This window comes from Escherichia sp. WS338, assembly GCF_046486405.1.
Classification (GTDB): Bacteria; Pseudomonadota; Gammaproteobacteria; order Enterobacterales; family Enterobacteriaceae; genus Escherichia; species Escherichia coli.
In genome coordinates, this window is sequence record NZ_JBJQLL010000015.1 from 94,685 (window position 1) to 119,760 (window position 25,076).

Consider the following 25,076-nt stretch of genomic DNA (forward strand, 5'->3'; position numbering starts at 1 on the left):
CACCTTACCGATTGGCAAATCATCTTTAATTATGACTTATGATAGTTTTATATTCTATTTCTTATCATTTAAACTTGTTTTTTTACTAGTCCATTACACAACACATTAAGACTATTCCTAACACCTCAGGGCAAAGTTCCTGGCTAATATAAAATGCAAGTAAGAATTGAACGTTATATTGCCAATAACCTTATGAAACTGAATGTCTTTTTCTTCTTATCAAAAAAGCAATATTTTCATTTTTTGTAAATATTGACTTAACCATGGAATTCATTTTCTGTTCACATATTGACACTCATCAGGAAAAAAACATAAATTTAAACCTAATCGAAATAATTAAAACTTAATCTCGTTTAACCTATATTGATATGTGCTACGTATCTTATTTACTTCCGATTTACTAAAGAAACTGAATGTACCTGTAAAAATTACAGGTTTGGAAAGTAGTGACATGGCAAAATGATTACAGCAGGGACTATGAGGTTAAAAACCATATGGAATGTCAAAACCGTTCTGATAAATACATCTGGTCTCCCCATGACGCCTACTTCTATAAAGGACTATCTGAACTGATTGTGGATATCGACAGATTAATTTATCTATCGCTGGAGAAAATCAGAAAAGATTTCGTGTTTATCAATCTCAATACGGATTCTTTAACTGAGTTTATAAACCGTGATAATGAGTGGTTATCCGCGGTAAAGGGGAAACAGGTCGTATTGATTGCGGCCAGAAAGTCAGAAGCCTTAGCAAATTATTGGTATTACAACAGCAATATTAGGGGCGTGGTATACGCTGGACTGAGTCGTGATATTAGAAAAGAACTGGCCTATGTGATTAATGGCAGGTTCCTGAGAAAAGATATTAAGAAAGATAAAATCACTGACCGGGAAATGGAAATTATCCGCATGACGGCTCAGGGAATGCTGCCTAAATCGATTGCCAGAATTGAAAATTGTAGTGTGAAGACAGTGTATACCCATCGGCGGAATGCAGAGGCCAAGCTGTACTCAAAATTATATAAGTTGGTTCAGTAAACTCCAGGCAAGTTAGTTTTAAAAAATGACTCACCGGGACTTCATGTCCTCAATTCAACTCGGGAAGAAAAGCAATGAAAAAAAAGGTTCTGGCAATAGCTCTGGTAACGGTGTTTACCGGTACAGGTGTAGCGCAGGCTGCTGACGTAACAGCTCAGGCTGTAGCGACCTGGTCAGCAACAGCCAAAAAAGACACCACCAGTAAGCTGGTTGTGACGCCACTCGGTAGCCTGGCGTTCCAGTATGCCGAAGGCATTAAAGGTTTTAACTCACAGAAAGGTCTATTTGACGTGGCTATCGAGGGTGACTCAACGGCTACCGCCTTTAAACTGACCTCACGTCTTATCACCAACACCTTAACCCAGTTGGATACCTCAGGATCCACACTGAATGTGGGCGTGGATTATAACGGCGCGGCAGTCGAAAAAACTGGCGATACCGTGATGATCGATACCGCCAACGGCGTACTGGGCGGCAACCTTAGCCCACTGTCTAACGGTTACAATGCCAGCAATCGTACCACCGCACAGGATGGTTTCACTTTCTCCATCATCAGCGGCACCACCAATGGTACCACCGCAGTAACCGATTACAGCACTCTACCGGAAGGCATCTGGAGCGGCGACGTTAGCGTACAGTTCGACGCTACCTGGACCAGTTAATCTCTCTGATGTACCAGCAGGGGTACCCCCCTGCTTTATTCCTGGACGGAATTGTTATGAAAAAGCACCTTCTGCCTCTCGCTCTGCTGTTTTCCGGAATATCACCGGCCCAGGCGCTGGATGTCGGCGATATATCATCGTTTATGAACAGTGACAGCAGCACGCTAAGCAAAACGATCCAAAACAGTACCGACAGTGGCCGCCTCATCAATATCCGTCTCGAACGGCTCTCTTCACCGCTTGACGACGGGCAGGTTATCGCAATGGACAAGCCGGATGAGTTGCTACTCACTCCCGCCAGCTTGCTGCTACCCGCCCAAGCCAGCGAAGTGATCCGCTTCTTCTATAAGGGACCAGCAGATGAAAAAGAGCGCTACTACCGCATTGTCTGGTTTGATCAGGCCCTCAGTGATGCGCAGCGCGATAATGCCAACCGCAGCGCTGTGGCCACTGCTTCCGCCCGCATCGGCACCATTCTGGTCGTCGCCCCCCGCCAGGCAAACTACCACTTTCAGTACGCCAACGGCTCCCTGACAAATACAGGTAATGCGACGCTGCGGATCCTCGCCTACGGCCCCTGCCTGAAAGCCGCCAATGGTAAGGAGTGTAAAGAGAATTACTACCTGATGCCGGGCAAGTCGCGTCGTTTTACCCGCGTGGACACGGCGGATAACAAAGGACGGGTTGCACTTTGGCAGGGTGATAAGTTCATTCCCGTGAAATAGATAGCTGTGCAGATGGATAACGACAATGCCTTTACGACGGTTCTCCCCAGGACTGAAAGCCCAGTTTGCCTTCGGCATGGTCTTTTTGTTCGTTCAGCCCGATGCCAGCGCTGCTGACATAAGTGCGCAGCAAATAGGTGGGGTGATTATTCCGCAGGCCTTCAGTCAGGCGCTTCAGGACGGCATGAGCGTCCCGCTCTATATTCATCTCGCCGGTAGCCAGGGTCGCCAGGACGATCAGCGAATCGGCAGCGCTTTTATCTGGTTGGATGATGGACAGTTACGCATCCGAAAAATACAGCTGGAAGAGAGTGAAGATAACGCCAGTGTCAGCGAACAAACTCGACAGCAGCTGATGACTCTGGCCAACGCCCCGTTCAATGAGGCCCTTACCATCCCCCTGACTGACAACGCGCAGTTGGATCTCAGCTTGCGCCAACTGCTGCTGCAGCTGGTGGTCAAGCGCGAAGCGCTGGGCACCGTACTACGCTCACGTAGCGAAGACATCGGGCAGTCCAGTGTTAATACCCTCAGCAGTAATCTGAGCTATAACTTCGGCGTCTATAACAACCAGTTGCGTAACGGCGGGAGCAACACCTCCAGCTATCTGTCGCTGAATAACGTTACTGCGCTGCGCGAACATCACGTGGTGCTCGACGGCTCACTGTACGGGATTGGTAGCGGTCAACAGGACAGTGAATTATATAAAGCGATGTATGAACGCGATTTTGCTGGTCACCGATTTGCCGGTGGAATGCTCGACACCTGGAACTTGCAGTCCTTAGGGCCGATGACCGCCATTTCAGCAGGGAAGATTTACGGCCTTTCCTGGGGAAACCAGGCCAGCTCCACCATCTTCGACAGCAGCCAATCGGCCACGCCAGTGATCGCCTTTTTACCGGCGGCGGGCGAAGTACATCTCACCCGTGATGGGCGACTACTAAGCGTTCAGAACTTCACCATGGGCAATCATGAAGTGGATACCCGGGGTCTACCGTACGGTATTTACGATGTGGAAGTTGAGGTAATCGTTAACGGTCGCGTGATCAGCAAACGCACCCAGCGGGTCAATAAGCTGTTTAGCCGGGGGCGTGGCGTCGGTGCACCGCTGGCGTGGCAGATATGGGGCGGTAGCTTTCATATGGATCGCTGGTCGGAAAACGGGAAAAAGACGCGACCAGCCAAAGAGAGTTGGCTGGCAGGTGCCTCGACCTCCGGCTCACTGAGTACGTTTAGCTGGGCGGCAACGGGATATGGATACGATAATCAGGCGGTGGGTGAAACCCGTCTGACGCTGCCGCTTGGGGGGGCGATCAACGTTAACCTGCAAAACATGCTGGCCAGTGACAGCTCATGGAGCAACATCGCCAGCATCAGCGCCACTCTACCTGGAGGCTTCAGTTCGCTGTGGGTTAACCAGGAAAAAACCCGCATTGGCAATCAATTGCGACGTAGCGATGCCGACAACCGTGCAATCGGCGGCACACTCAACCTGAACTCACTGTGGTCGAAGCTGGGTACGTTCAGCATCAGCTACAATGATGACCGCCGCTACAACAGCCATTATTACACGGCAGATTACTATCAAAGTGTCTACAGCGGTACCTTTGGTTCGCTTGGCCTGCGGGCCGGTATTCAGCGCTATAACAACGGCGACAGCAGCGCCAATACAGGGAAATATATCGCTCTCGATCTCTCGCTACCACTGGGCAACTGGTTTAGCGCAGGGATGACCCATCAAAACGGCTACACCATGGCAAACCTGTCAGCACGCAAACAGTTTGATGAAGGAACCATTCGCACTGTTGGTGCCAATCTGTCACGAGCCATCTCCGGCGATACCGGTGATGACAAAACCCTCAGCGGTGGGGCGTATGCACAGTTCGACGCTCGTTACGCCAGCGGAACGCTGAACGTCAATAGCGCGGCGGACGGCTACATCAATACTAATTTGACCGCCAACGGCAGCGTCGGCTGGCAGGGTAAAAACATCGCTGCCAGCGGGCGGACCGATGGCAACGCTGGGGTGATATTCGACACTGGCCTGGAGAACGATGGTCAGATCAGCGCCAAAATCAACGGGCGGATTTTCCCGCTTAACGGCAAGCGTAACTATCTCCCGCTCTCTCCCTATGGAAGATATGAGGTGGAGTTGCAGAACAGCAAAAACTCACTCGACAGTTACGATATCGTCAGCGGTCGCAAAAGTCATCTGACTCTCTATCCAGGCAATGTCGCTGTCATTGAGCCAGAGGTGAAGCAGATGGTTACCGTCTCCGGTCGTATCCGTGCGGAAGACGGCACACTGCTGGCTAACGCACGGATTAACAACCATATCGGCCGAACCCGAACCGATGAAAACGGCGAGTTTGTCATGGACGTGGACAAGAAATACCCCACTATCGATTTTCGCTACAGTGGCAATAAAACCTGCGAAGTGGCACTGGAACTCAACCAGGCGCGCGGTGCCGTCTGGGTCGGTGATGTGGTCTGCAGCGGCCTCTCATCGTGGGCGGCGGTGACGCAGACAGGAGAAGAGAATGAGAGTTAACCTACTGATAGCGATGATAATCGTTGCGCTAATCTGGCCTGCAACCGCGCTCAGAGCGGCAGTGAGCAAAACAACCTGGGCGGATGCACCGGCACGCGAGTTTGTGTTTGTCGAAAACAACTCAGACGACAACTTTTTCGTCACTCCTGGCGGGGCGCTGGATCCGCGCCTGACCGGTGCCAACCGCTGGACCGGTTTAAAATACAATGGTTCAGGAACCATCTATCAGCAAAGTCTCGGCTACATTGATAACGGTTACAACACCGGCCTTTATACCAACTGGAAGTTTGATATGTGGCTGGAAAATTCACCAGTTTCATCTCCTTTAACTGGCTTGCGCTGCATCAACTGGTACGCAGGGTGTAATATGACCACCAGTCTTATCCTGCCGCAAACCACCGACGCCAGTGGATTTTATGGCGCGACGGTGACCAGCGGCGGCGCGAAGTGGATGCACGGCATGTTGTCAGACGCGTTTTACCAGTATCTGCAACAAATGCCCGTCGGCAGCAGCTTTACAATGACCATCAATGCCTGCCAGACCTCTGTGAACTATGACGCCAGTAGCGGCGCACGCTGTAAGGATCAGGCCTCCGGCAACTGGTATGTTCGCAACGTCACCCATACGAAAGCAGCAAATCTGCGGTTGATAAATACCCACTCGCTGGCGGAGGTGTTTATCAACAGCGACGGAGTACCGACTCTGGGCGAAGGGAACGCCGACTGCCGGACGCAAACCATCGGCAGCCGTTCAGGATTAAGTTGTAAGATGGTTAACTATACCCTGCAAACAAACGGACTCAGCAACACCTCAATCCATATATTCCCGGCGATCGCCAACTCGTCGTTAGCCTCGGCCGTCGGGGCGTACGATATGCAGTTCAGTCTGAATGGCAGTTCATGGAAACCGGTGAGCAATACTGCCTATTACTACACCTTCAACGAGATGAAGAGCGCAGACTCGATCTATGTTTTCTTCTCGAGCAACTTCTTTAAACAGATGGTGAACCTCGGGATCAGCGATATCAACACCAAAGATCTATTCAACTTTCGCTTTCAGAACACCACATCACCGGAGTCTGGCTGGTATGAATTTTCTACCTCCAACACGCTGATTATCAAACCCCGTGATTTCAGCATCAGTATTATCTCCGATGAATATACTCAGACACCGTCGCGGGAGGGATATGTCGGCAGCGGCGAGTCGGCACTCGATTTCGGCTATATCGTAACCACCAGCGGTAAAACAGCTGCCGACGAAGTGCTGATCAAGGTGACCGGACCCGCGCAGGTGATTGGCGGGCGCTCCTATTGTGTCTTCAGCTCCGATGACGGTAAGGCGAAAGTACCGTTCCCGGCGACGCTTTCCTTTATTACCCGCAACGGAGCTACAAAAACCTACGATGCCGGGTGCGATGATAGCTGGCGGGATATGACCGATGCGCTGTGGTTGACCACACCGTGGACTGATATCTCTGGCGAAGTGGGGCAGATGGATAAGACCACAGTCAAATTTTCGATTCCAATGGATAACGCCATTTCTCTGCGTACGGTAGATGATAATGGCTGGTTTGGCGAAGTCAGCGCTTCAGGAGAGATTCATGTTCAGGCGACGTGGCGTAACATTAACTAAGGCCCTGCTGACAGTGGTCTGTATGCTGGCGGCACCTTTGACACAGGCGATTTCGGTCGGCAATCTGACTTTTTCACTGCCGTCCGAGACTGACTTTGTCAGCAAACGTGTCGTGAATAACAACAAAAGCGCACGGATATACCGTATTGCCATCAGTGCTATTGATAGCCCGGGCAGCAGTGAATTGCGCACCCGACCGGTGGATGGTGAACTACTTTTCGCCCCCCGCCAGCTGGCGTTGCAGGCTGGTGAGAGTGAGTATTTTAAATTTTACTATCATGGTCCACGGGATAACCGCGAGCGCTACTACCGGGTCTCATTTCGCGAGGTCCCCACTCGTAACCTGACAAAACGCAGCCCAACCGGCGGTGAGGTCAGCACGGAGCCGGTGGTGGTGATGGATACCATTCTGGTAGTACGACCTCGTCAGGTTCAGTTTCAATGGTCCTTCGATCAGGTGACCGGAGCGGTAAGTAACACTGGCAACACATGGTTTAAGCTACTGATTAAGCCAGGATGTGATTCGACCGAAGAGGAAGGCGATGCCTGGTATCTACGTCCGGGAGACGTGGTTCATCAGCCTGAGTTACGTCAGCCGGGGAATCATTATCTGGTCTATAACGACAAATTCATTAAGATTAGCGATTCCTGTGCGGCTAAGCCCCCTTCGGCGGACTAAGACTTATCCATCGGACGAGGGAAGAACTCCACCTCAGAGACTCAAATAATCGTTTAAATGATGTGGAAGCGATCGTCAATGTCACCTGTTATGATGGGCTTTCTCATATGTACACCATAGTGTTCAGGAGACACGGAAAGGTGCCAGGCTACCTGCTAACGAGTGGTTTCTTCACTAATTAGGACGTAAAATCGGTAACGGCTGGAAATCATTCAATACTCACACTATCGAAAGTACACCAGCCAACCGCGGTACGTTCTTACATACGATGTACCGCTGTTCTCTTTACGATTTATAGCTGTACTGGTGAATTATGAGCAATCTGAATCCATGCATGACGTGTGGTGCCTGTTGTGCATTTTTCCGCGTCTCTTTTTACTGGGCCGAAGCCGACGATGCTGGCGGTACCATTCCCGCCAGGTTCACTGAACAAATATCCCCTTTTCACCGATGCATGAGCGGTACCAATCAGAAAAACCCCCGATGTATTGCCCTTGCAGGAACACCGGGCAAAAATGCCTGCTGCACGATATATAAAAATCGATCGTCCACGTGCAGAGAATTCGCCATGTCTGGTGAGAACGGAGTCGTCAATGAGGCTTGCAATCGTGCAAGAGCTAAATACGGGCTGACACCGTTATAAATATACAATAATTAATTGCACTGCCCCGCCAGCTATAATCGCGGGGCTTCGTTTTTCAGGTATAACAAAACCCGAAACTTCTTCCATCTGCCAGCAACAATGCCTCTTCCTCTATAGCGTTCTCCGGATCTACAGCATCCTGAAGTAGCGCGATGTACTCACTGGCTATCTGCATCAGAAAGTTAAAAACAATGTTTTTAACCTATAAAAATGGCGCTATATTTGCGCCATTTTTATCATTCAAAGCATTATCTATTTGAGCCTAAAGGGATCTCAGGATCTGGCTCATGGGTAATTCTGTTTCGTAAATCTCTGCGAATAATTTCAATAGACCAGAACCAGACTAAATGTCCAAAAATTTCAGAGACATTCTCATACCACGGAAGATCAAAGAGAGGTGGCGTAAGTCCCATGAGAGGGAATGAAATCATATGAACAAAAAGTTGCGCTAAAGCACCTGCCAGTAAGCCCTGCCAAAGTTTAATTTTCGGAAATACTTCGGCGACCACACAGTAACCAACGGCAAAAACTATCGAAAAGATTATGTGCGTTACACCAACCCAGTTAAAGACATGCCCGGCGAAGGTATAAACAGCCGAATTTGGATCTGTCAGTCCCAACCAATCCCGAAGAAAAATGTACGGAGGATTGAGAAAGTTACGGGAGCAATCAATTTGGCCTGCAGCCCTGATTAATGATTCCGGACCACACGCTGCATTAAACATATCAACCGGACTACGTGGTGGCAATGGAACTTCTGCCCCCCACTTAACAAATGCGGAAACAACGCCAGCAATCAGCCCAATGAATGCAGCAAGACCATAACGTCTGCGGTTTGGTGGAGTTTGTTCAAATATATTCATATCTACCCTGCTTGTACCATTATGTTATACACCTCTTTAGGAGTATTCATAAAACAAGGCAAATGTAAAGAACTGTATTGTTTTGTATAACCACATGGTTACCTAATCGCCAATTAATATAAGCTCCATTATTTCTCCATATTTTTATGCTAGAAGTGACAAGGAGAAATGTAATGTTTCTCTCAGAGAATATAAATCATTCCTTTTGCCCACCTTAATGGTGGGCTTTTTTATGCAAAACCTGAACGTCCTGTGGTATTCCTCTGGCATAATGATTTTCGCGATTAACCAACAACCAGACCAGCAAATACGCCACCACCAGCACAGCAACATCCATCAGGTTTGCCACATCCCATGCGTGCGGCTCAAAGCCGCCATGGCATATTAATCCGCTTGCCATTTTCGAACAGCTGATAGGTTTAGTCCGGTGTTTCCCTGCTTGCACTTAAAAATGAGCGGATGGGAAACTCTCGAAATGGTTCGTCGATATGCTCACCTCGCACCTAATCACCTTACCGAACACGCACGGTAAATAGATTCGATCCTGAACCCATCGGTCCCAAATCTGTCCCAATCAAAAAATAAGGAAGGTATTAATGATGTGTAACTTATTGATTTAAAATGGATAATATAAACAGATTGTAAAAAGCAAGACATTGATATGTATATAAAAAAACTATTACGCAATCATTAGATACCCCCAGATTTAGTTGTAAAGCAAGCACACTTTGCATTTCGAGACAATCCAGGTAAAGACTCCTACCTCCCATTTTGTGATTTTTATACTTATGATGATAAGTTGAACGTTGGGTAGTGCTTCCAATCAGTAGAACATGTGCTTTTCAATGAAGGAACCGATGACTTTTTCGTGGATTGCAACGGAACGCGAGAAGCAGATTGTTTTACTTACCAGCCGCTTGATGCGGGTGCGGAGGGTCAGGTTGTTACGTTCAATACGTTGCGTGAAGATTTTGCCGGTCAGGTATTTCTCCTTCGGCACTTCTCTGGCGTAGCTGCCCCAGTCATCGCGGCCACCATGCCGATACAGAACGGAGTCAACAGGGCTAACAATTCCCGACAGGCCTCATCATTCCGTGGCCCGAAAGTGTAAGCCAACACACCGCCAGTTTTAGTGTTCTACGCATACCAGAGCCAGTGTTGTTGCGCCTTGTTGCCAACGAAGCTCCACAGCTCATCAAGTTCACAGATAAGGGCAACATCAGCGTGAGCTGACTGACGCAGATGTTATCCGCTGGGGCGAAAGCTTTTTAATGTCCGTATGACGGTATTGATGCTGATTTTCAGTGTTCTGGCGATATCACGGCCCCTGTGCCATTATGCGCCATTTCAACGATCAGCTCCTTAAAGCCGGGTTTTCTGGCTTCATAAGAGTAAGTGAGCTGGAAAACACGTTTACATGAACGACAACGGAAACGCTCATGCTGGGAACAACTACGACCATGTCGATAAACTTTATCGGAATTACAGCGCGGACAATGAACAGTAACGGTAGCCATGGAAAACCTTAAATACCAGTAGATTACCAGAAACTTCTATCAATTGAAGACATTACCGTTTTTGATTACAGCAAATGTTTTATTAATTACCCCACCATCGACTAAATCCGTTAGAACGTCGAATGATGCCATTCGTAAATACATTAAAAAGACTGTTGTAATCAACGAAGATGGAAAACAGTGTGTTAAAACTAATCTGAACTTCAGAAAAACAGATGATGGTATGGTGATATATATATCCGCTCTGAACCGCCACGCAATTTAAAATAAAAATCAACAAATATCGTCGATATCCATATATACCATTTTTCTGTAGTTGTATTAGCGTCGCATATTTTATGACTTTAAGTCATAAGTCAAAACACCTGAGAAAAAGCAAACAACATTTTCATTACCACCAATGAAAACCACAGACAAAGAATGCGTGCAACTACAAAATATTGTAGTTTTAAGCAAAAATAAATGTGACATATATCACATTTATAATTACATAGCTAATTAATAATTAGCGCGCAATTCAACAATGCTTTCGTTTGAAATTGTCTATGGTTATTAATGTAACTTTGGAATATACGTTCCGGAATCATTTACTATGAATAAAATATACGCTCTAAAATATTGTTATATTACTAACACAGTAAAGGTTGTCTCTGAACTAGCCCGAAGGGTATGTAAAGGGAGTACCCGCAGAGGAAAAAGACTTTCAGTACTTACCTCTCTGGCACTATCTGCATTACTCCCAACCGTTGCTGGTGCATCAACGGTTGGTGGCAACAATCCTTACCAGACATACCGCGACTTTGCAGAAAACAAAGGGCAGTTTCAGGCTGGCGCAACAAACATTCCTATTTTTAATAATAAAGGGGAATTAGTAGGACATCTTGATAAAGCGCCCATGGTTGATTTTAGCAGTGTGAATGTAAGCTCAAATCCCGGCGTTGCAACATTAATTAACCCGCAATATATAGCCAGTGTAAAACATAATAAAGGATATCAGAGCGTCAGCTTCGGTGATGGTCAGAACAGTTACCATATTGTGGATCGTAATGAACACAGTTCATCTGATCTCCACACACCAAGACTTGATAAGCTCGTAACTGAGGTTGCTCCGGCTACCGTAACCAGCTCATCAACAGCTGATATATTGAACCCTTCAAAATACTCGGCATTCTACAGGGCTGGTTCGGGAAGTCAGTATATTCAGGATAGTCAGGGTAAGCGACATTGGGTAACAGGTGGGTATGGTTATCTGACAGGAGGAATACTCCCGACATCATTCTTTTATCACGGCTCAGACGGCATTCAGCTGTATATGGGGGGCAACATACATGATCATAGCATCCTGCCCTCTTTTGGAGAGGCCGGCGACAGTGGTTCTCCATTATTTGGCTGGAATACGGCCAAAGGGCAGTGGGAACTGGTCGGTGTTTACTCGGGAGTAGGAGGGGGGACCAATTTGATATATTCTCTTATTCCTCAGAGTTTTCTCTCACAGATCTATTCAGAGGATAATGACGCTCCCGTCTTTTTTAATGCCTCATCCGGCGCCCCCCTGCAATGGAAATTTGACAGCAGCACCGGCACTGGCTCTCTGAAACAGGGTTCCGATGAATATGCCATGCACGGGCAAAAAGGTTCTGACCTGAACGCAGGTAAAAATCTGACATTCCTGGGACATAATGGTCAGATTGACCTGGAAAACTCTGTCACGCAGGGTGCCGGTTCACTGACATTTACTGATGACTACACTGTCACCACTTCAAACGGAAGTACCTGGACCGGGGCCGGTATTATTGTGGACAAGGATGCCTCCGTAAACTGGCAGGTTAATGGTGTGAAAGGTGACAACCTGCATAAAATCGGCGAAGGAACCCTGGTTGTACAGGGAACCGGTGTTAATGAGGGCGGCCTGAAAGTCGGGGATGGGACCGTTGTCCTCAATCAGCAGGCTGACAGTTCAGGACACGTTCAGGCATTCAGTAGCGTGAATATTGCCAGCGGCCGCCCGACAGTCGTGCTGGCAGACAACCAGCAGGTTAATCCGGACAATATATCCTGGGGCTACCGGGGGGGGGTTCTGGATGTTAACGGGAATGACCTGACATTTCATAAGCTGAATGCCGCCGATTATGGCGCAACTCTCGGTAACAGCAGTGATAAAACGGCTAATATCACTCTGGATTATCAGACGCGTCCGGCAGACGTAAAAGTTAATGAATGGTCATCATCAAACAGGGGAACAGTAGGTTCATTATATATTTATAATAATCCCTATACTCATACCGTCGATTATTTTATCCTGAAAACAAGTAGTTATGGCTGGTTCCCTACCGGTCAGGTCAGTAACGAGCACTGGGAATATGTCGGACATGACCAGAACAGTGCACAGGCACTGCTTGCAAACAGAATTAATAATAAAGGGTATCTGTATCATGGCAAGTTGCTGGGAAATATTAATTTCTCAAATAAAGCAACCCCGGGTACAACCGGCGCATTGGTTATGGACGGCTCAGCGAATATGTCCGGTACATTTACTCAGGAAAACGGTCGTCTGACCATTCAGGGCCACCCGGTTATCCATGCTTCAACGTCTCAGAGTATTGCAAATACAGTCTCGTCTCTGGGCGACAATTCCGTTCTGACACAGCCCACCTCATTTACACAGGATGACTGGGAGAACAGGACGTTCAGCTTTGGTTCGCTCGTGTTAAAAGATACAGACTTTGGTCTGGGCCGCAATGCCACACTGAACACAACCATCCAGGCAGATAACTCCAGCGTCACGCTGGGCGACAGTCGGGTATTTATCGACAAAAAAGATGGCCAGGGAACAGCATTTACCCTTGAAGAAGGCACATCTGTTGCAACTAAAGATGCAGATAAAAGCGTCTTCAACGGCACCGTCAACCTGGATAATCAGTCAGTGCTGAATATCAATGAGATATTCAATGGCGGAATACAGGCGAACAACAGTACCGTGAATATCTCCTCAGACAGTGCCGTTCTGGAGAACTCAACGCTGACCAGTACCGCCCTGAATCTGAACAAGGGAGCAAATGTTCTGGCCAGTCAGAGTTTTGTTTCTGACGGTCCGGTGAATATTTCTGATGCCACCCTGAGTCTGAACAGCCGTCCTGATGAGGTATCTCACACACTTTTACCTGTATACGATTATGCCGGTTCATGGAACCTGAAGGGAGACGATGCCCGCCTGAACGTGGGGCCGTACAGTATGTTGTCAGGTAATATCAATGTTCAGGATAAAGGGACTGTCACCCTCGGAGGGGAAGGGGAACTGAGTCCTGACCTGACTCTTCAGAATCAGATGTTGTACAGCCTGTTTAACGGGTACCGCAATACCTGGAGCGGGAGCCTGAATGCACCGGATGCCACCGTCAGCATGACAGACACCCAGTGGTCGATGAACGGAAACTCCACGGCAGGAAATATGAAACTTAACCGGACAATAGTCGGTTTTAACGGGGGAACATCATCGTTCACGACACTGACAACAGATAATCTGGACGCGGTTCAGTCAGCATTTGTCATGCGTACAGACCTTAACAAGGCAGACAAACTGGTGATAAACAAGTCGGCAACAGGTCATGACAACAGCATCTGGGTTAACTTCCTGAAAAAACCCTCTGACAAGGACACGCTTGATATTCCACTGGTCAGCGCACCTGAAGCGACAGCTGATAATCTGTTCAGGGCATCAACACGGGTTGTGGGATTCAGTGATGTCACCCCCACCCTTAGTGTCAGAAAAGAGGACGGGAAAAAAGAGTGGGTCCTCGATGGTTACCAGGTTGCACGTAACGACGGCCAGGGTAAGGCTGCCGCCACATTCATGCACATCAGCTATAACAACTTCATCACTGAAGTTAACAACCTGAACAAACGCATGGGCGATTTGAGGGATATTAACGGCGAAGCCGGTACGTGGGTGCGTCTGCTGAACGGTTCCGGCTCTGCTGATGGCGGTTTCACTGACCACTATACCCTGCTGCAGATGGGGGCTGACCGTAAGCACGAACTGGGAAGTATGGACCTGTTTACCGGCGTGATGGCCACCTACACTGACACAGATGCGTCAGCAGGCCTGTACAGCGGTAAAACAAAATCATGGGGTGGTGGTTTCTATGCCAGTGGTCTGTTCCGGTCCGGCGCTTACTTTGATTTGATTGCCAAATATATTCACAATGAAAACAAATATGACCTGAACTTTGCCGGAGCTGGTAAACAGAACTTCCGCAGCCATTCACTGTATGCAGGTGCAGAAGTCGGATACCGTTATCATCTGACAGATACGACGTTTGTTGAACCTCAGGCGGAACTGGTCTGGGGAAGACTGCAGGGCCAAACATTTAACTGGAACGACAGTGGAATGGATGTCTCAATGCGTCGTAACAGCGTTAATCCTCTGGTAGGCAGAACCGGCGTTGTTTCCGGTAAAACCTTCAGTGGTAAGGACTGGAGTCTGACAGCCCGTGCCGGCCTGCATTATGAGTTCGATCTGACGGACAGTGCTGACGTTCACCTGAAGGATGCAGCGGGAGAACATCAGATTAATGGCAGAAAAGACGGTCGTATGCTTTACGGTGTGGGGTTAAATGCCCGGTTTGGCGACAATACGCGTCTGGGGCTGGAAGTTGAACGCTCTGCATTCGGTAAATACAACACAGATGATGCGATAAACGCTAATATTCGTTATTCATTCTGATGCTGTGCAGCAAAGGGACTATTGCTTTGTCCCTTTGCTGCGATTATCTGATTACGGTACAGGCTGGAACTTAGATTTTCCGGCGTTCACGATACTTCATGTAACACTCAGGTTGAGTAATCTTCATGAGTTTTCTTTTGCCGTGTGGTGGAATTATGAATAATATAGATTTATTAAAAACTATAACAAACTACAAAAAAATCAAAAATCCGGCATACCCGGCTCAGGAGAGTCTGTTAATACACTTATATATTAGAGTAAATGACAAAATCCAGAGTATTATAGAAAATGAATTGAGCGAGTATAGAATAAACACCTCAACATTTATGGTGTTAGTTTCATTATATATGTCTGATGATTATTGTCAGTCCCCTTCTGATATTTACAAGGAGTTACAATTCTCCAAAACAAACATCACACACATCATAGACAAATTAGAAAAAAAGAATATTGCCAAAAGAATTAATAATAAAAACGATCGTCGAAGCAAAAGTATTTGCTTAACCCCTGACGGAGTTACACTTGCTCAAAAACTAATAAACACTCAAAATGTAATGCTAAAGAAAATCTGGAGCGGGCTATCAGATGATGAAATGAAAACATTTGAACTCGCCAACAAAAAATTATTATCAAACCTTAATGTTAATTGATGTTAAAACATACTAACAGTCATCTTCTTACAATGTATTCTTCTGGAGAGAATAACTACCAGAATATATAAAGACATTAATCACACTCTCATTTAATTACAATGAGCATAAGAGCCACCAATGTTTATGCTGGTTAGGCTTTATATAGGAAACAATAAAAAAACGTCATTAAACAAAGCGTTTTTAATGGCGTTGTTATTTAAAAGAAAGATATCAAATATAGATTAACCCCCATCGAATAAAGATGTTGTCTAATCATACCTGAAGGTATTTATCACTAGAATTTTATTTGTATAAATGGACATATACCATTGGAAGATTTAGAAAAGCATGTCCAGGAGTTTAAGGACAAATCTCATACTGATTATCGGAAGCTTTTATCATTATATGATTACCAAGCATACAATGTATAATTATATACACTATTATTGTGATTATAATTTGTTACTGTGCCACTCAAGGGCAATATCTTTGAAGGTGTTGTTTAACTGCGTTTCCCGGGCAATCTTTTCCTCTCGCTTCACTTCCATCAGATCGATTCCCCCAGAGATACCTCTTTTAGCTTCTTCAAGTTTTGCAGGAGCATCAGCTAAGGTGACCTCAGGATACACACCTAGTGCTAACAGCTTCTCTTTACCAGCTACACGATACTTGAGACGCCAATATTCTCCTCCACCAGGTTTTACCAGGAGGTACAGACCACCACCATCAGCCAACTTGTAAGCCTTCTCTTTTGGCTTGGCAGTGTCTATTTGACGGGCATTGAGTTTCACTTGGGGGTATCTCCACTAAACTGAACAGCAAATCCCCTCAATTGCTTGTAGAGTTTGGGGTACTTAAATAGACGTCAAAAGACTAAAAGGGGCATTAATATACTGATTATAAGAGGTTTTTAAATACTTGAGTAGACTTGGGGAGACGTTAGAATGGTGCCGATAATAGGAGTCGAACCTACGACCTTCGCATTACGAATGCGCTGCTCTACCAACTGAGCTATATCGGCCCTGAAAGGACATGTTCACGAACGTGAATCACGGTGGACAAGGTTAAAACTAACCGGGCGATGCGTCAATGGCCTTGTGAATCAAATGGCTACTTTTGCATCACCCGGTTTTATTTACGCACGAATGGTGTAATCACCAATGCCGATCCACTTATAAGTGGTCAGTGCTTCCAGCCCCATTGGGCCGCGCGCGTGGAGTTTTTGTGTGCTTACCGCAACTTCCGCCCCCAGTCCAAACTGGCCGCCGTCGGTAAAACGCGTAGAGGCGTTAACGTAAACAGCGGAGGAATCCACTTCGTTAACAAAACGCTGGGCGTTGCGCATATCGCGGGTCAGGATCGCATCGGAGTGTTGCGTGCCGTGTTCACGAATATGGGCGATGGCATCGTCAAGATCGCTAACGATTTTGACGTTCAAATCTAATGACAGAAACTCATCGTCATACTCTTCGGCTTTAACCGCCACCACCTTCGCGGGGCCTGTCTGCAACTGCGCCAGTGCACCTGCATCAGCGTGTAACGTCACGCCACTTTCCGCCATTTGTTTGCTTAATGCGGGCAGGAAACTATCGGCGATGTTTTTATTCACCAGCAACGTTTCAACCGTATTACATGTGCTCGGTCGCTGAGTTTTCGCGTTGACGATCACTTTCAGGGCTTCAGCGATCTCTGCACTTTCATCAACGTAAATATGGCATACGCCTATACCACCTGTGATCACCGGGATCGTCGACTGTTCGCGGCACAGTTTATGCAGGCCAGCGCCACCGCGCGGGATCAGCATGTCGATGTATTTATCCATACGCAGCATTTCACTGACCAGCGCGCGGTCAGGATTATCAATCGCCTGCACGGCACCCGCCGGTAAGCTGCAGGATTTCAGGGCGTCCTGAATCACCGCTACCGTTGCAGCGTTAGTGCGACAGGTTTCTTTGCCGCCGCGCAGGATCACCGCGTTACCGGTTTTCAGGCACAGGGAAGCAACATCAACCGTCACGTTCGGGCGCGCTTCATAAATCACGCCAATCACCCCCAGCGGCACGCGACGGCGCTCCAGACGCAGGCCGCTGTCCAGTACGCCGCCATCGATTACCTGCCCCACCGGATCGGCGAGATTGCACACCTGGCGCACATCGTCGGCAATGCCTTTCAGCCGTGCGGGCGTCAGTGCCAGACGGTCAAGCATCGCTTCGCTAAGGCCATTGGCACGCGCGTCTGCAACATCCTGCGCGTTAGCGTTGAGGATACTTTCGCTTTGTGCTTCCAGTTCATCGGCGATTTTTTCCAGCACACGATTTTTTTCGCGGCTGGAGAGTTGCGCTAATTTATACGAGGCTTGCTTCGCGGCAATGCCCATTTGTTCCAGCATCGGCCAGCTCCTTAACGGGTAATCATGTCATCACGGTGAACGGCAACCGGGCCGTATTCATATCCCAGTATTGCATCAATTTCTTGCGAGTGGTGTCCGGCAATACGGCGTAATGCATCGCTGTTGTAACGACTGACGCCGTGGGCGATATCGCGACCTTCGAGGTTGCAAATACGGATGACTTCACCACGCGAGAAATTGCCAGTCACGCTTTTAATGCCTTTCGGCAACAGGGAGCTGCCGCGTTCCAGAATGGCGGCAGTTGCCCCTTCATCTACCGTGATTTCACCCGCAGGCGGCGCACCGAAAATCCAGCGTTTACGGTTTTCAAGCGGAGTCGCCTGGGCATGGAACAGCGTACCGACGGAAATGCCTTCCATCACATCACCAATAACGCCCGGCTTGCTGCCCGCGGCAATAATGGTGTCGATACCCGCACGGCAAGCCACGTCAGCGGCCTGCAATTTGGTGCTCATACCGCCAGTTCCGAGGCCTGAAACGCTATCACCGGCAATCGCGCGCAGTGCGTCATCAATGCCGTACACATCTTTAATCAGTTCTGCCTGCGGATTGCTGCGCGGGTCAGCGGTATACAAACCTTTTTGATCGGTCAGCAGCAACAGTTTATCGGCACCCGCCAGAATCGCCGCCAGCGCAGAAAGGTTATCGTTATCACCGACCTTAATCTCTGCAGTAGCGACAGCATCGTTCTCATTAATTACCGGAACGATATTGTTATCGAGCAACGCACGCAGGGTATCGCGGGCGTTCAGGAAGCGTTCACGATCTTCCATATCAGCACGGGTCAGCAACATCTGCCCGACATGAATGCCGTAAATTGAAAACAGCTGTTCCCACAGTTGAATCAGTCGACTCTGCCCTACCGCCGCCAGCAGCTGTTTTGAAGCGATAGTCGCTGGCAATTCCGGGTACCCCAGGTGCTCACGTCCGGCGGCAATCGCACCCGACGTCACAATAACAATCCGATGCCCGGCGGCATGTAACTGCGCGCACTGGCGAACAAGTTCAACGATATGGGCACGGTTCAGGCGGCGCGATCCGCCTGTTAGCACACTGGTGCCGAGTTTTACCACCAGCGTCTGGCTGTCACTCATGATTCTCTGCCATTCAATTTTAGGAAAAAATGATATCAAACGAACGTTTTAGCAGGACTGTCGTCGGTTGCCAACCATCTGCGAGCAAAGCATGGCGTTTTGTTGCGCGGGATCAGCAAGCGTAGCGGCAGTTGTTTACGCTTTTATTACAGATTTAATAAATTACCACATTTTAAGAATATTATTAATCTGTAATATATCTTTAACAATCTCAGGTTAAAAACTTTCCTGTTTTCAACGGGACTCTCCCGCTGAATATTCGCGCGTTAATTAAAATCAGGAATGAAAATGAAAAAGAGCACTCTGGCATTAGTGGTGATGGGCATTGTGGCATCTGTATCCGTACAGGCCGCAGAAATATATAACAAAGACGGTAATAAACTGGATGTCTATGGCAAAGTTAAAGCCATGCATTATATGAGTGATAATGACAGTAAAGATGGCGACCAGAGTTATATCCGTTTTGGTTTTAAAGGCGAAACACAAATTAACGATCAACTGACTGGTTATGGTCGTTGGGAAGCTGAGTTTGCCGGTAATAAAGCGGAGAGTGATACTGCACAGCAAAAAACGCGTCTCGCTTTTGCCGGGTTGAAATATAAAGATTTGGGTTCTTTCGATTATGGTCGTAACCTGGGCGCGTTGTATGACGTGGAAGCCTGGACCGATATGTTCCCGGAATTTGGTGGCGACTCCTCGGCGCAGACCGACAACTTTATGACCAAACGCGCCAGCGGTCTGGCGACGTATCGGAACACCGACTTCTTCGGCGTTATCGATGGCCTGAACTTAACCCTGCAATATCAAGGGAAAAACGAAAACCGCGACGTTAAAAAGCAAAACGGCGATGGCTTCGGCACGTCATTGACATATGACTTTGGTGGCAGCGATTTCGCCATCAGTGGAGCCTATACCAACTCTGATCGTACCAACGAGCAGAACCTGCAAAGCCGTGGCACAGGCAAGCGTGCAGAAGCATGGGCAACAGGTCTGAAATACGATGCCAATAATATTTATCTGGCAACTTTCTATTCTGAAACACGTAAAATGACGCCAATCTCTGGCGGCTTTGCCAATAAGACGCAGAACTTTGAAGCGGTCGCTCAATACCAGTTTGACTTTGGTCTGCGTCCATCGCTGGGTTATGTCTTATCGAAAGGGAAAGATATTGAGGGCATCGGTGATGAAGATCTGGTCAATTATGTCGATGTTGGTGCTACGTATTATTTCAACAAAAATATGTCAGCGTTTGTTGATTATAAAATCAACCAACTGGATAGCGATAACAAATTGAATATTAATAATGATGATATTGTCGCGGTTGGCATGACCTATCAGTTTTAATGGATATTGCCGGATGTGATGCATCCGGCACATTTCATTCACGCCGTTAACTTCACCGGTTCATCACGAAAATCATCTGCCGGTTCCAGCTTCAGATTCAGCGTCGCCAGCAGCTCACGCAGCTTCTCGTGAAATTCACGCAGGGTGTGCTCCAATCGTTCAACCACTTCGGCATCTTTTATCCGAACACTCGTCCAGTCGCCTGCTTTATCGAACAGACCAAACTGGTAACTGTAGGTAAAACGGGATTCCTGCGCTTCCAGTTCCATCCACCAGCCCCAGAACTCACGCACTTCCGGTGCCGGTTTCACGTTGACGCATACAGCCAGACAATCGAAAAAGAATCGATTATCTTCGCACTTACCTTCACGAATATACGGGCCTAGTGCGGTAAATTTTTTGATCAATCTGCTCTTCGGGTGTCCACTCGGTAACGTCATTGCAATCTCCTGTTGTGATGCAACTGTTTTACCAAATTGGTAAAATTTAGCAAATTTTTAACACAACCGTTTTTCGATCCAGTCTGTGATTTCCTGAAGGCCTTTGTCAAAATTCCGATACACCGGGTTAAATGGGATCTCTAATAATTTACCGTCAGCAGATGACGACGTGATTAAGCGTGAGTCCTCTTCCGGGCTGAACGGATCGTTCTTCCAGTAGCCTGATAACATTGGCGTTGGGCAGCGACGTCCCAGCAATCCTTGCACTTTTAATGAATAGCGATTCAACTCCACTCGCAACGCTTCATCGGAAGCATCATGCATCCCTAAACGACTGGCCAGAACGTCAAGATACATTTCCGGCACCTGTTGCTGGCACTTAAAATCACTCAACAGGGTATGAACTACCGGACCAAGACAGGCAACCACTTTCAGACGCGGCGATTCAAGGTATGCCAGACGCACGGCAACGTTAGCGCCGAAACGGAAACCAAAGGCCGCGACGCGAGTGTGATCCACCCACGGTACGTTAGGCAGCGCCTTTAAAACGTGCTGATGCAACAGGCTGGAGTCCTGGGTGAGCTTCCATTTTGAAGAAAAGCCCACCGACGGCATATCAATAGTCAGCATAGCAATGCCGCGCGGCGCAAAATAACGTTCATACAGGCTGTAATAGTCCGTCTGCATCGCATCCAGACCACCACACATTAATACTGTCGGGAACGGGCCATCGCCTTTCGGCATATGCAAAAAGCCGGTGATGGGCGCACCGCCGGGTACGGTAAACTCCATCTGCCGCATCGTGCCCGGCAGACGCTGAGCGGCCTCTTCATAGGCGCGGTTTGACAAAGCCTGCGCTTGCTCGGCCAGGTCATCTCCTTTCAGATGAGGATAGGCAGCAATGTTGTACAACGTAGCCGCATGCAGCCAGTGTCGACCGCTGAGTTGCGGATCTTCTTCCGCACAGGCTTTTTGTTGCCACACCATCGCCTGGGTAGCCCACTCATAAATCCAGTTGCCGCCGCGGTAGCCAATCACCGTATCGTATAAATCATCGTCGGTACGTTCGGCATCGCTCATCACAATACGCGCCTGGACGTCGAGGATTTCACGGGGGTCAATGCCGCGCCAGATCCACATCAGACGGTTAATCATGCGATACCAGTGAGGGATGGTTTTACCATCAAGGGCCGACTGCACAGGCGGTTGTGCGCCGTGACTAAAGCGGCGGACTAGCGTCGAGGTTTCAGGATGTTTAAAGCGGGGTTTGAACAGGGTTTCGCTCAGGTTTGCCTGTGTCATGGATGCAGCCTCCAGAATACTTACTGGAAACTATTGTAACCCGCCTGAAGTTAAAAAGAACAACGCCCGGCAGTGCCAGGCGTTGAAAAGATTAGCGACCGGAGATTGGCGGGACGAATACGACGCCCATATCCCACGGCTGTTCGATCCAGGTATTTTGCGGGATATCAACAACATAATCATCAACCAGCGGACGACCAGCCGGTTTTGCGAAGATGGTGACAAAGTGCGCTTTTGGATACATTTCACGAATCGCAACCGCAGTACCACCGGTATCTACCAGGTCATCAATAACGATGAAGCCTTCGCCATCGCCTTCTGCGCGTTTCAGCACTTTAAGCTCGCGCTGGTTGTCGTGATCGTAGCTGGAAATACAAACGGTATCGACATGACGAATACCCAGTTCACGCGCCAGTAACGCACCCGGTACCAGACCGCCACGGCTTACGGCAATAATGCCTTTCCATTGTTCAGAAGGCATCAGTCGGCTTGCGAGTTTACGTGCATGGATCTGCAACATGTCCCAGGTGACGATGTATTTTTCGCTCATGTGAAGTGTCCCAGCCTGTTTATCTACGGCTTAAAAAGTGTTCGAGGGGAAAATAGGTTGCGCGAGATTATAGAGATCTGGCGCACTAAAAACCAGTATTTCACATGAGTCCGCGTCTTTTTACGCACTGCCTCTCCCTGACGCGGGATAAAGTGGTATTCTCAAACATATCTCGCAAGCCTGTCTTGTGTTGACAACATTTTCTGCTAACCCTGTGACCTGCAATACTGTTTTGCGGGTGATCGACAAGGAGACTTAACGTGTCTGAACTGTCTCAATTATCTCCACAGCCGCTGTGGGATATTTTTGCCAAAATCTGTTCTATTCCTCACCCGTCCTATCATGAAGAGCAACTCGCTGAATACATTGTTGGTTGGGCAAAAGAGAAAGGTTTCCATGTCGAACGCGATCAGGTAGGTAATATCCTGATTCGTAAACCTGCTACCGCAGGTATGGAAAATCGTAAACCGGTCGTCTTGCAGGCCCACCTCGATATGGTGCCGCAAAAAAACAACGACACCGTGCATGACTTCACTAAAGATCCTATCCAGCCTTATATTGATGGCGAATGGGTTAAAGCACGCGGCACCACGCTGGGTGCGGATAACGGCATTGGTATGGCCTCTGCACTGGCGGTTCTGGCTGACGAAAACGTGGTTCACGGCCCGCTGGAAGTGCTGCTGACCATGACCGAAGAAGCCGGTATGGACGGTGCTTTTGGCTTACAGAGCAACTGGTTGCAGGCTGATATTCTGATTAACACCGACTCCGAAGAAGAAGGTGAAATCTACATGGGTTGTGCGGGAGGTATCGACTTCACCTCCAACCTGCATTTAGATCGTGAAGCGGTTCCAGCTGGTTTTGAAACCTTCAAGTTAACCTTAAAAGGTCTGAAAGGCGGTCACTCCGGCGGTGAAATCCACGTTGGCCTGGGTAATGCCAACAAACTGCTGGTGCGCTTCCTGGCGGGTCATGCAGAAGAACTGGACCTGCGCCTTATTGATTTCAACGGCGGCACACTGCGTAACGCCATCCCGCGTGAAGCCTTTGCGACCATTGCTGTCGCAGCTGATAAAGTCGACGCCCTGAAATCTCTGGTGGATACCTATCAGGAGATCCTGAAAAACGAACTGGCAGAAAAAGAGAAGAATCTGGCATTGCTGCTGGACTCCGTAGCGAACGACAAAGCTGCATTAACGGCGACATCTCGCGATACCTTTATTCGTCTGCTGAACGCAACCCCGAACGGTGTGATCCGCAACTCCGACGTGGCAAAAGGTGTGGTCGAAACCTCCCTGAACGTCGGTGTGGTGACCATGACCGACAATAACGTAGAAATTCACTGCCTGATCCGTTCTCTGATCGACAGCGGTAAAGACTACGTAGTGAGCATGCTGGATTCACTGGGTAAACTGGCAGGTGCGAAAACAGAAGCAAAAGGCGCATATCCTGGCTGGCAGCCGGACGCTAACTCTCCGGTAATGCATCTGGTACGTGAAACCTATCAGCGTCTGTTCAACAAGACGCCGAACATCCAGATTATCCACGCGGGCCTGGAATGTGGTCTGTTCAAAAAACCGTATCCGGAAATGGACATGGTGTCTATCGGGCCAACCATCACCGGTCCACACTCTCCGGATGAGCAAGTTCATATCGAAAGCGTTGGCCATTACTGGACACTGCTGACTGAACTGCTGAAAGAAATTCCGGCGAAGTAATTATTTGATTTGCTGCCGGATGGCGTTTAATCGCCTTCCGGCAGTTTCATCCTTCATTACCCTTCGATAAAGGCCATCCCTGTAAACGTTCGTCGCGGGTTGCCACGTTCAATCTGGTGATGGAACATTCGCCGCTGCGATTTCAGCGCCGCGCTATTTTCCTGTTGCTGTTGTTCCAGCTTCCAGGCAATCAGTAATCGCGCCAGCCGTTTGTTAGCATGCTGACTGCGCTCTGACTGAACCTTCACGCTAATACCGGATGCCAGATGCGTGGCGCGTACCGCCGAGTCGGTTTTATTGACATGTTGACCGCCCGGCCCCGACGAACGCAGCGTCTCATAACGGATTGCATCCGATTGTTCCTGCTCATCAGCGGTAAAACGCCCAATGCCCAGAAACCAGTTTTTGCGCCCATGATGAGGCCGATACGGACTCGGACAAATGAACCGCCCCGGGTTTCCTGGAGAGTGTTTTATCTGTGAACTCAGGCTGCCAGATCATCGTTTCCGATGGAAGCATAATAAGCTTTTTCTGCTTCTGCCGGAGGAGTATG

Annotated in this window: 19 protein-coding genes, 1 tRNA gene and 4 pseudogenes; 12 read left to right on the top strand and 12 right to left on the bottom strand. The window is 48.3% G+C overall.

Annotated elements, in window-relative coordinates:
- Positions 1–494: 494 nt before the first annotated feature.
- The 7 genes from ecpR to ACJHWT_RS15075 all read left to right on the top strand — a co-directional run bounded on the left by ecpR (position 495) and on the right by ACJHWT_RS15075 (position 7,930).
- A complete protein-coding gene (gene ecpR, locus ACJHWT_RS15045; RefSeq protein WP_000389022.1) occupies positions 495–1,037 on the top strand; it encodes an ECP biosynthesis operon DNA-binding transcriptional regulator EcpR in 543 nt (180 codons plus the stop codon).
- A gap of 74 nt (positions 1,038–1,111) precedes the next feature.
- A complete protein-coding gene (ecpA, locus tag ACJHWT_RS15050; RefSeq protein ID WP_000730984.1) occupies positions 1,112–1,699 on the top strand; it encodes a common pilus major fimbrillin subunit EcpA in 588 nt (195 codons plus the stop codon).
- Between the two features lie 56 nt (positions 1,700–1,755).
- Positions 1,756–2,424, top strand: coding sequence for a fimbrial chaperone EcpB (gene ecpB, locus ACJHWT_RS15055; protein WP_000716404.1), 669 nt, complete (start codon positions 1,756–1,758; stop codon positions 2,422–2,424).
- 25 nt (positions 2,425–2,449) lie between these two features.
- Entirely contained in the window at positions 2,450–4,975 is a 2,526-nt protein-coding gene (gene ecpC, locus ACJHWT_RS15060) for a fimbrial usher EcpC (RefSeq protein WP_001131109.1), read from the top strand.
- A complete protein-coding gene (gene ecpD, locus ACJHWT_RS15065) occupies positions 4,965–6,608 on the top strand; it encodes a fimbrial adhesin EcpD (RefSeq protein ID WP_001265664.1) in 1,644 nt (547 codons plus the stop codon). The genes ecpC and ecpD overlap by 11 nt, the downstream gene beginning before the upstream one ends.
- Positions 6,577–7,287 (top strand): fimbrial chaperone EcpE, encoded by a 711-nt coding sequence (gene ecpE, locus ACJHWT_RS15070; protein WP_021525526.1) that lies wholly within the window; start codon positions 6,577–6,579, stop codon positions 7,285–7,287. The genes ecpD and ecpE overlap by 32 nt, the downstream gene beginning before the upstream one ends.
- A 313-nt stretch (positions 7,288–7,600) precedes the next feature.
- Positions 7,601–7,930: a YkgJ family cysteine cluster protein gene (locus ACJHWT_RS15075; protein ID WP_032148604.1), complete on the top strand. Its 330-nt coding sequence runs from the start codon at positions 7,601–7,603 to the stop codon at positions 7,928–7,930.
- Positions 7,931–8,178: 248 nt separating this feature from the next.
- Here ACJHWT_RS15075 and ACJHWT_RS15080 read toward each other — a convergent pair whose 3' ends face one another.
- Together ACJHWT_RS15080 and ACJHWT_RS15085 are read right to left on the bottom strand one after the other, a co-directional pair.
- Positions 8,179–8,793 (bottom strand): YagU family protein, encoded by a 615-nt coding sequence (locus ACJHWT_RS15080; RefSeq protein ID WP_001019923.1) that lies wholly within the window; start codon positions 8,791–8,793, stop codon positions 8,179–8,181.
- A gap of 214 nt (positions 8,794–9,007) precedes the next feature.
- Positions 9,008–9,193 (bottom strand): hypothetical protein, encoded by a 186-nt coding sequence (locus ACJHWT_RS15085; protein WP_000146236.1) that lies wholly within the window; start codon positions 9,191–9,193, stop codon positions 9,008–9,010.
- 48 nt (positions 9,194–9,241) lie between these two features.
- Between ACJHWT_RS15085 and ACJHWT_RS15090 the strand changes: the two are divergent.
- A pseudogene (locus ACJHWT_RS15090) lies at positions 9,242–9,400 on the top strand (integrase); the annotation flags it as partial.
- 216 nt (positions 9,401–9,616) lie between these two features.
- Here ACJHWT_RS15090 and ACJHWT_RS15095 read toward each other — a convergent pair.
- Positions 9,617–10,310 (bottom strand): annotated as a pseudogene (locus ACJHWT_RS15095) (IS1 family transposase).
- A gap of 592 nt (positions 10,311–10,902) precedes the next feature.
- Between ACJHWT_RS15095 and vat the strand changes: the two are divergent.
- Complete coding sequence (gene vat, locus ACJHWT_RS15100; RefSeq protein ID WP_001034006.1) at positions 10,903–15,033, top strand: vacuolating autotransporter toxin Vat; 4,131 nt, start codon at positions 10,903–10,905, stop codon at positions 15,031–15,033.
- Positions 15,034–15,188: 155 nt separating this feature from the next.
- Positions 15,189–15,683, top strand: coding sequence for a MarR family winged helix-turn-helix transcriptional regulator (locus tag ACJHWT_RS15105; RefSeq protein WP_001059463.1), 495 nt, complete (start codon positions 15,189–15,191; stop codon positions 15,681–15,683).
- Positions 15,684–16,120: 437 nt separating this feature from the next.
- On the opposite strand, the pseudogene ACJHWT_RS15110 reads toward ACJHWT_RS15105, so the two are convergent.
- From ACJHWT_RS15110 to proB, 4 genes and pseudogenes are all read right to left on the bottom strand, one after another.
- Positions 16,121–16,456, bottom strand: a pseudogene (locus ACJHWT_RS15110) (Arm DNA-binding domain-containing protein); the annotation flags it as partial.
- Between the two features lie 154 nt (positions 16,457–16,610).
- A tRNA-Thr gene (locus ACJHWT_RS15115) sits at positions 16,611–16,686 on the bottom strand.
- Between the two features lie 114 nt (positions 16,687–16,800).
- Positions 16,801–18,054, bottom strand: coding sequence for a glutamate-5-semialdehyde dehydrogenase (proA, locus tag ACJHWT_RS15120; RefSeq protein ID WP_000893310.1), 1,254 nt, complete (start codon positions 18,052–18,054; stop codon positions 16,801–16,803).
- Positions 18,055–18,065: 11 nt separating this feature from the next.
- Positions 18,066–19,169, bottom strand: a complete 1,104-nt coding sequence (proB, locus tag ACJHWT_RS15125) for a glutamate 5-kinase (protein WP_001285288.1) — start codon at positions 19,167–19,169, stop codon at positions 18,066–18,068.
- Between the two features lie 288 nt (positions 19,170–19,457).
- On the opposite strand from proB, the gene phoE reads away from it, so the two are divergent.
- Complete coding sequence (gene phoE / locus ACJHWT_RS15130; RefSeq protein ID WP_000749899.1) at positions 19,458–20,513, top strand: phosphoporin PhoE; 1,056 nt, start codon at positions 19,458–19,460, stop codon at positions 20,511–20,513.
- Positions 20,514–20,551: 38 nt separating this feature from the next.
- Here the strand turns inward: phoE and crl are convergent, their stop codons facing one another.
- From crl to gpt, 3 genes are all read right to left on the bottom strand, one after another.
- Positions 20,552–20,953 carry a sigma factor-binding protein Crl gene (gene crl, locus ACJHWT_RS15135; RefSeq protein ID WP_000174685.1) on the bottom strand — a complete coding sequence of 134 codons (402 nt, stop codon included), beginning with the start codon at positions 20,951–20,953 and terminating at the stop codon, positions 20,552–20,554.
- A 57-nt stretch (positions 20,954–21,010) separates the two neighbouring features.
- A complete protein-coding gene (gene frsA, locus ACJHWT_RS15140; RefSeq protein ID WP_000189578.1) occupies positions 21,011–22,255 on the bottom strand; it encodes an esterase FrsA in 1,245 nt (414 codons plus the stop codon).
- Positions 22,256–22,346: 91 nt separating this feature from the next.
- On the bottom strand, positions 22,347–22,805 hold the full coding sequence (gpt, locus tag ACJHWT_RS15145; RefSeq protein WP_001291991.1) for a xanthine phosphoribosyltransferase: 459 nt from the start codon (positions 22,803–22,805) through the stop codon (positions 22,347–22,349).
- Positions 22,806–23,065: 260 nt separating this feature from the next.
- Between gpt and pepD the strand changes: the two genes are divergently transcribed.
- Entirely contained in the window at positions 23,066–24,523 is a 1,458-nt protein-coding gene (gene pepD, locus ACJHWT_RS15150) for a cytosol nonspecific dipeptidase (RefSeq protein ID WP_001293000.1), read from the top strand.
- Positions 24,524–24,579: 56 nt separating this feature from the next.
- On the opposite strand, the pseudogene prfH reads toward pepD, so the two are convergent.
- Positions 24,580–24,969, bottom strand: a pseudogene (gene prfH / locus ACJHWT_RS15155) (peptide chain release factor H); the annotation flags it as partial.
- Positions 24,893–25,076 (bottom strand): hypothetical protein (locus tag ACJHWT_RS15160; protein ID WP_410232335.1); only part of this gene is annotated, 184 nt, incomplete at its 5' end. The pseudogene prfH and the gene ACJHWT_RS15160, both read right to left, overlap by 77 nt.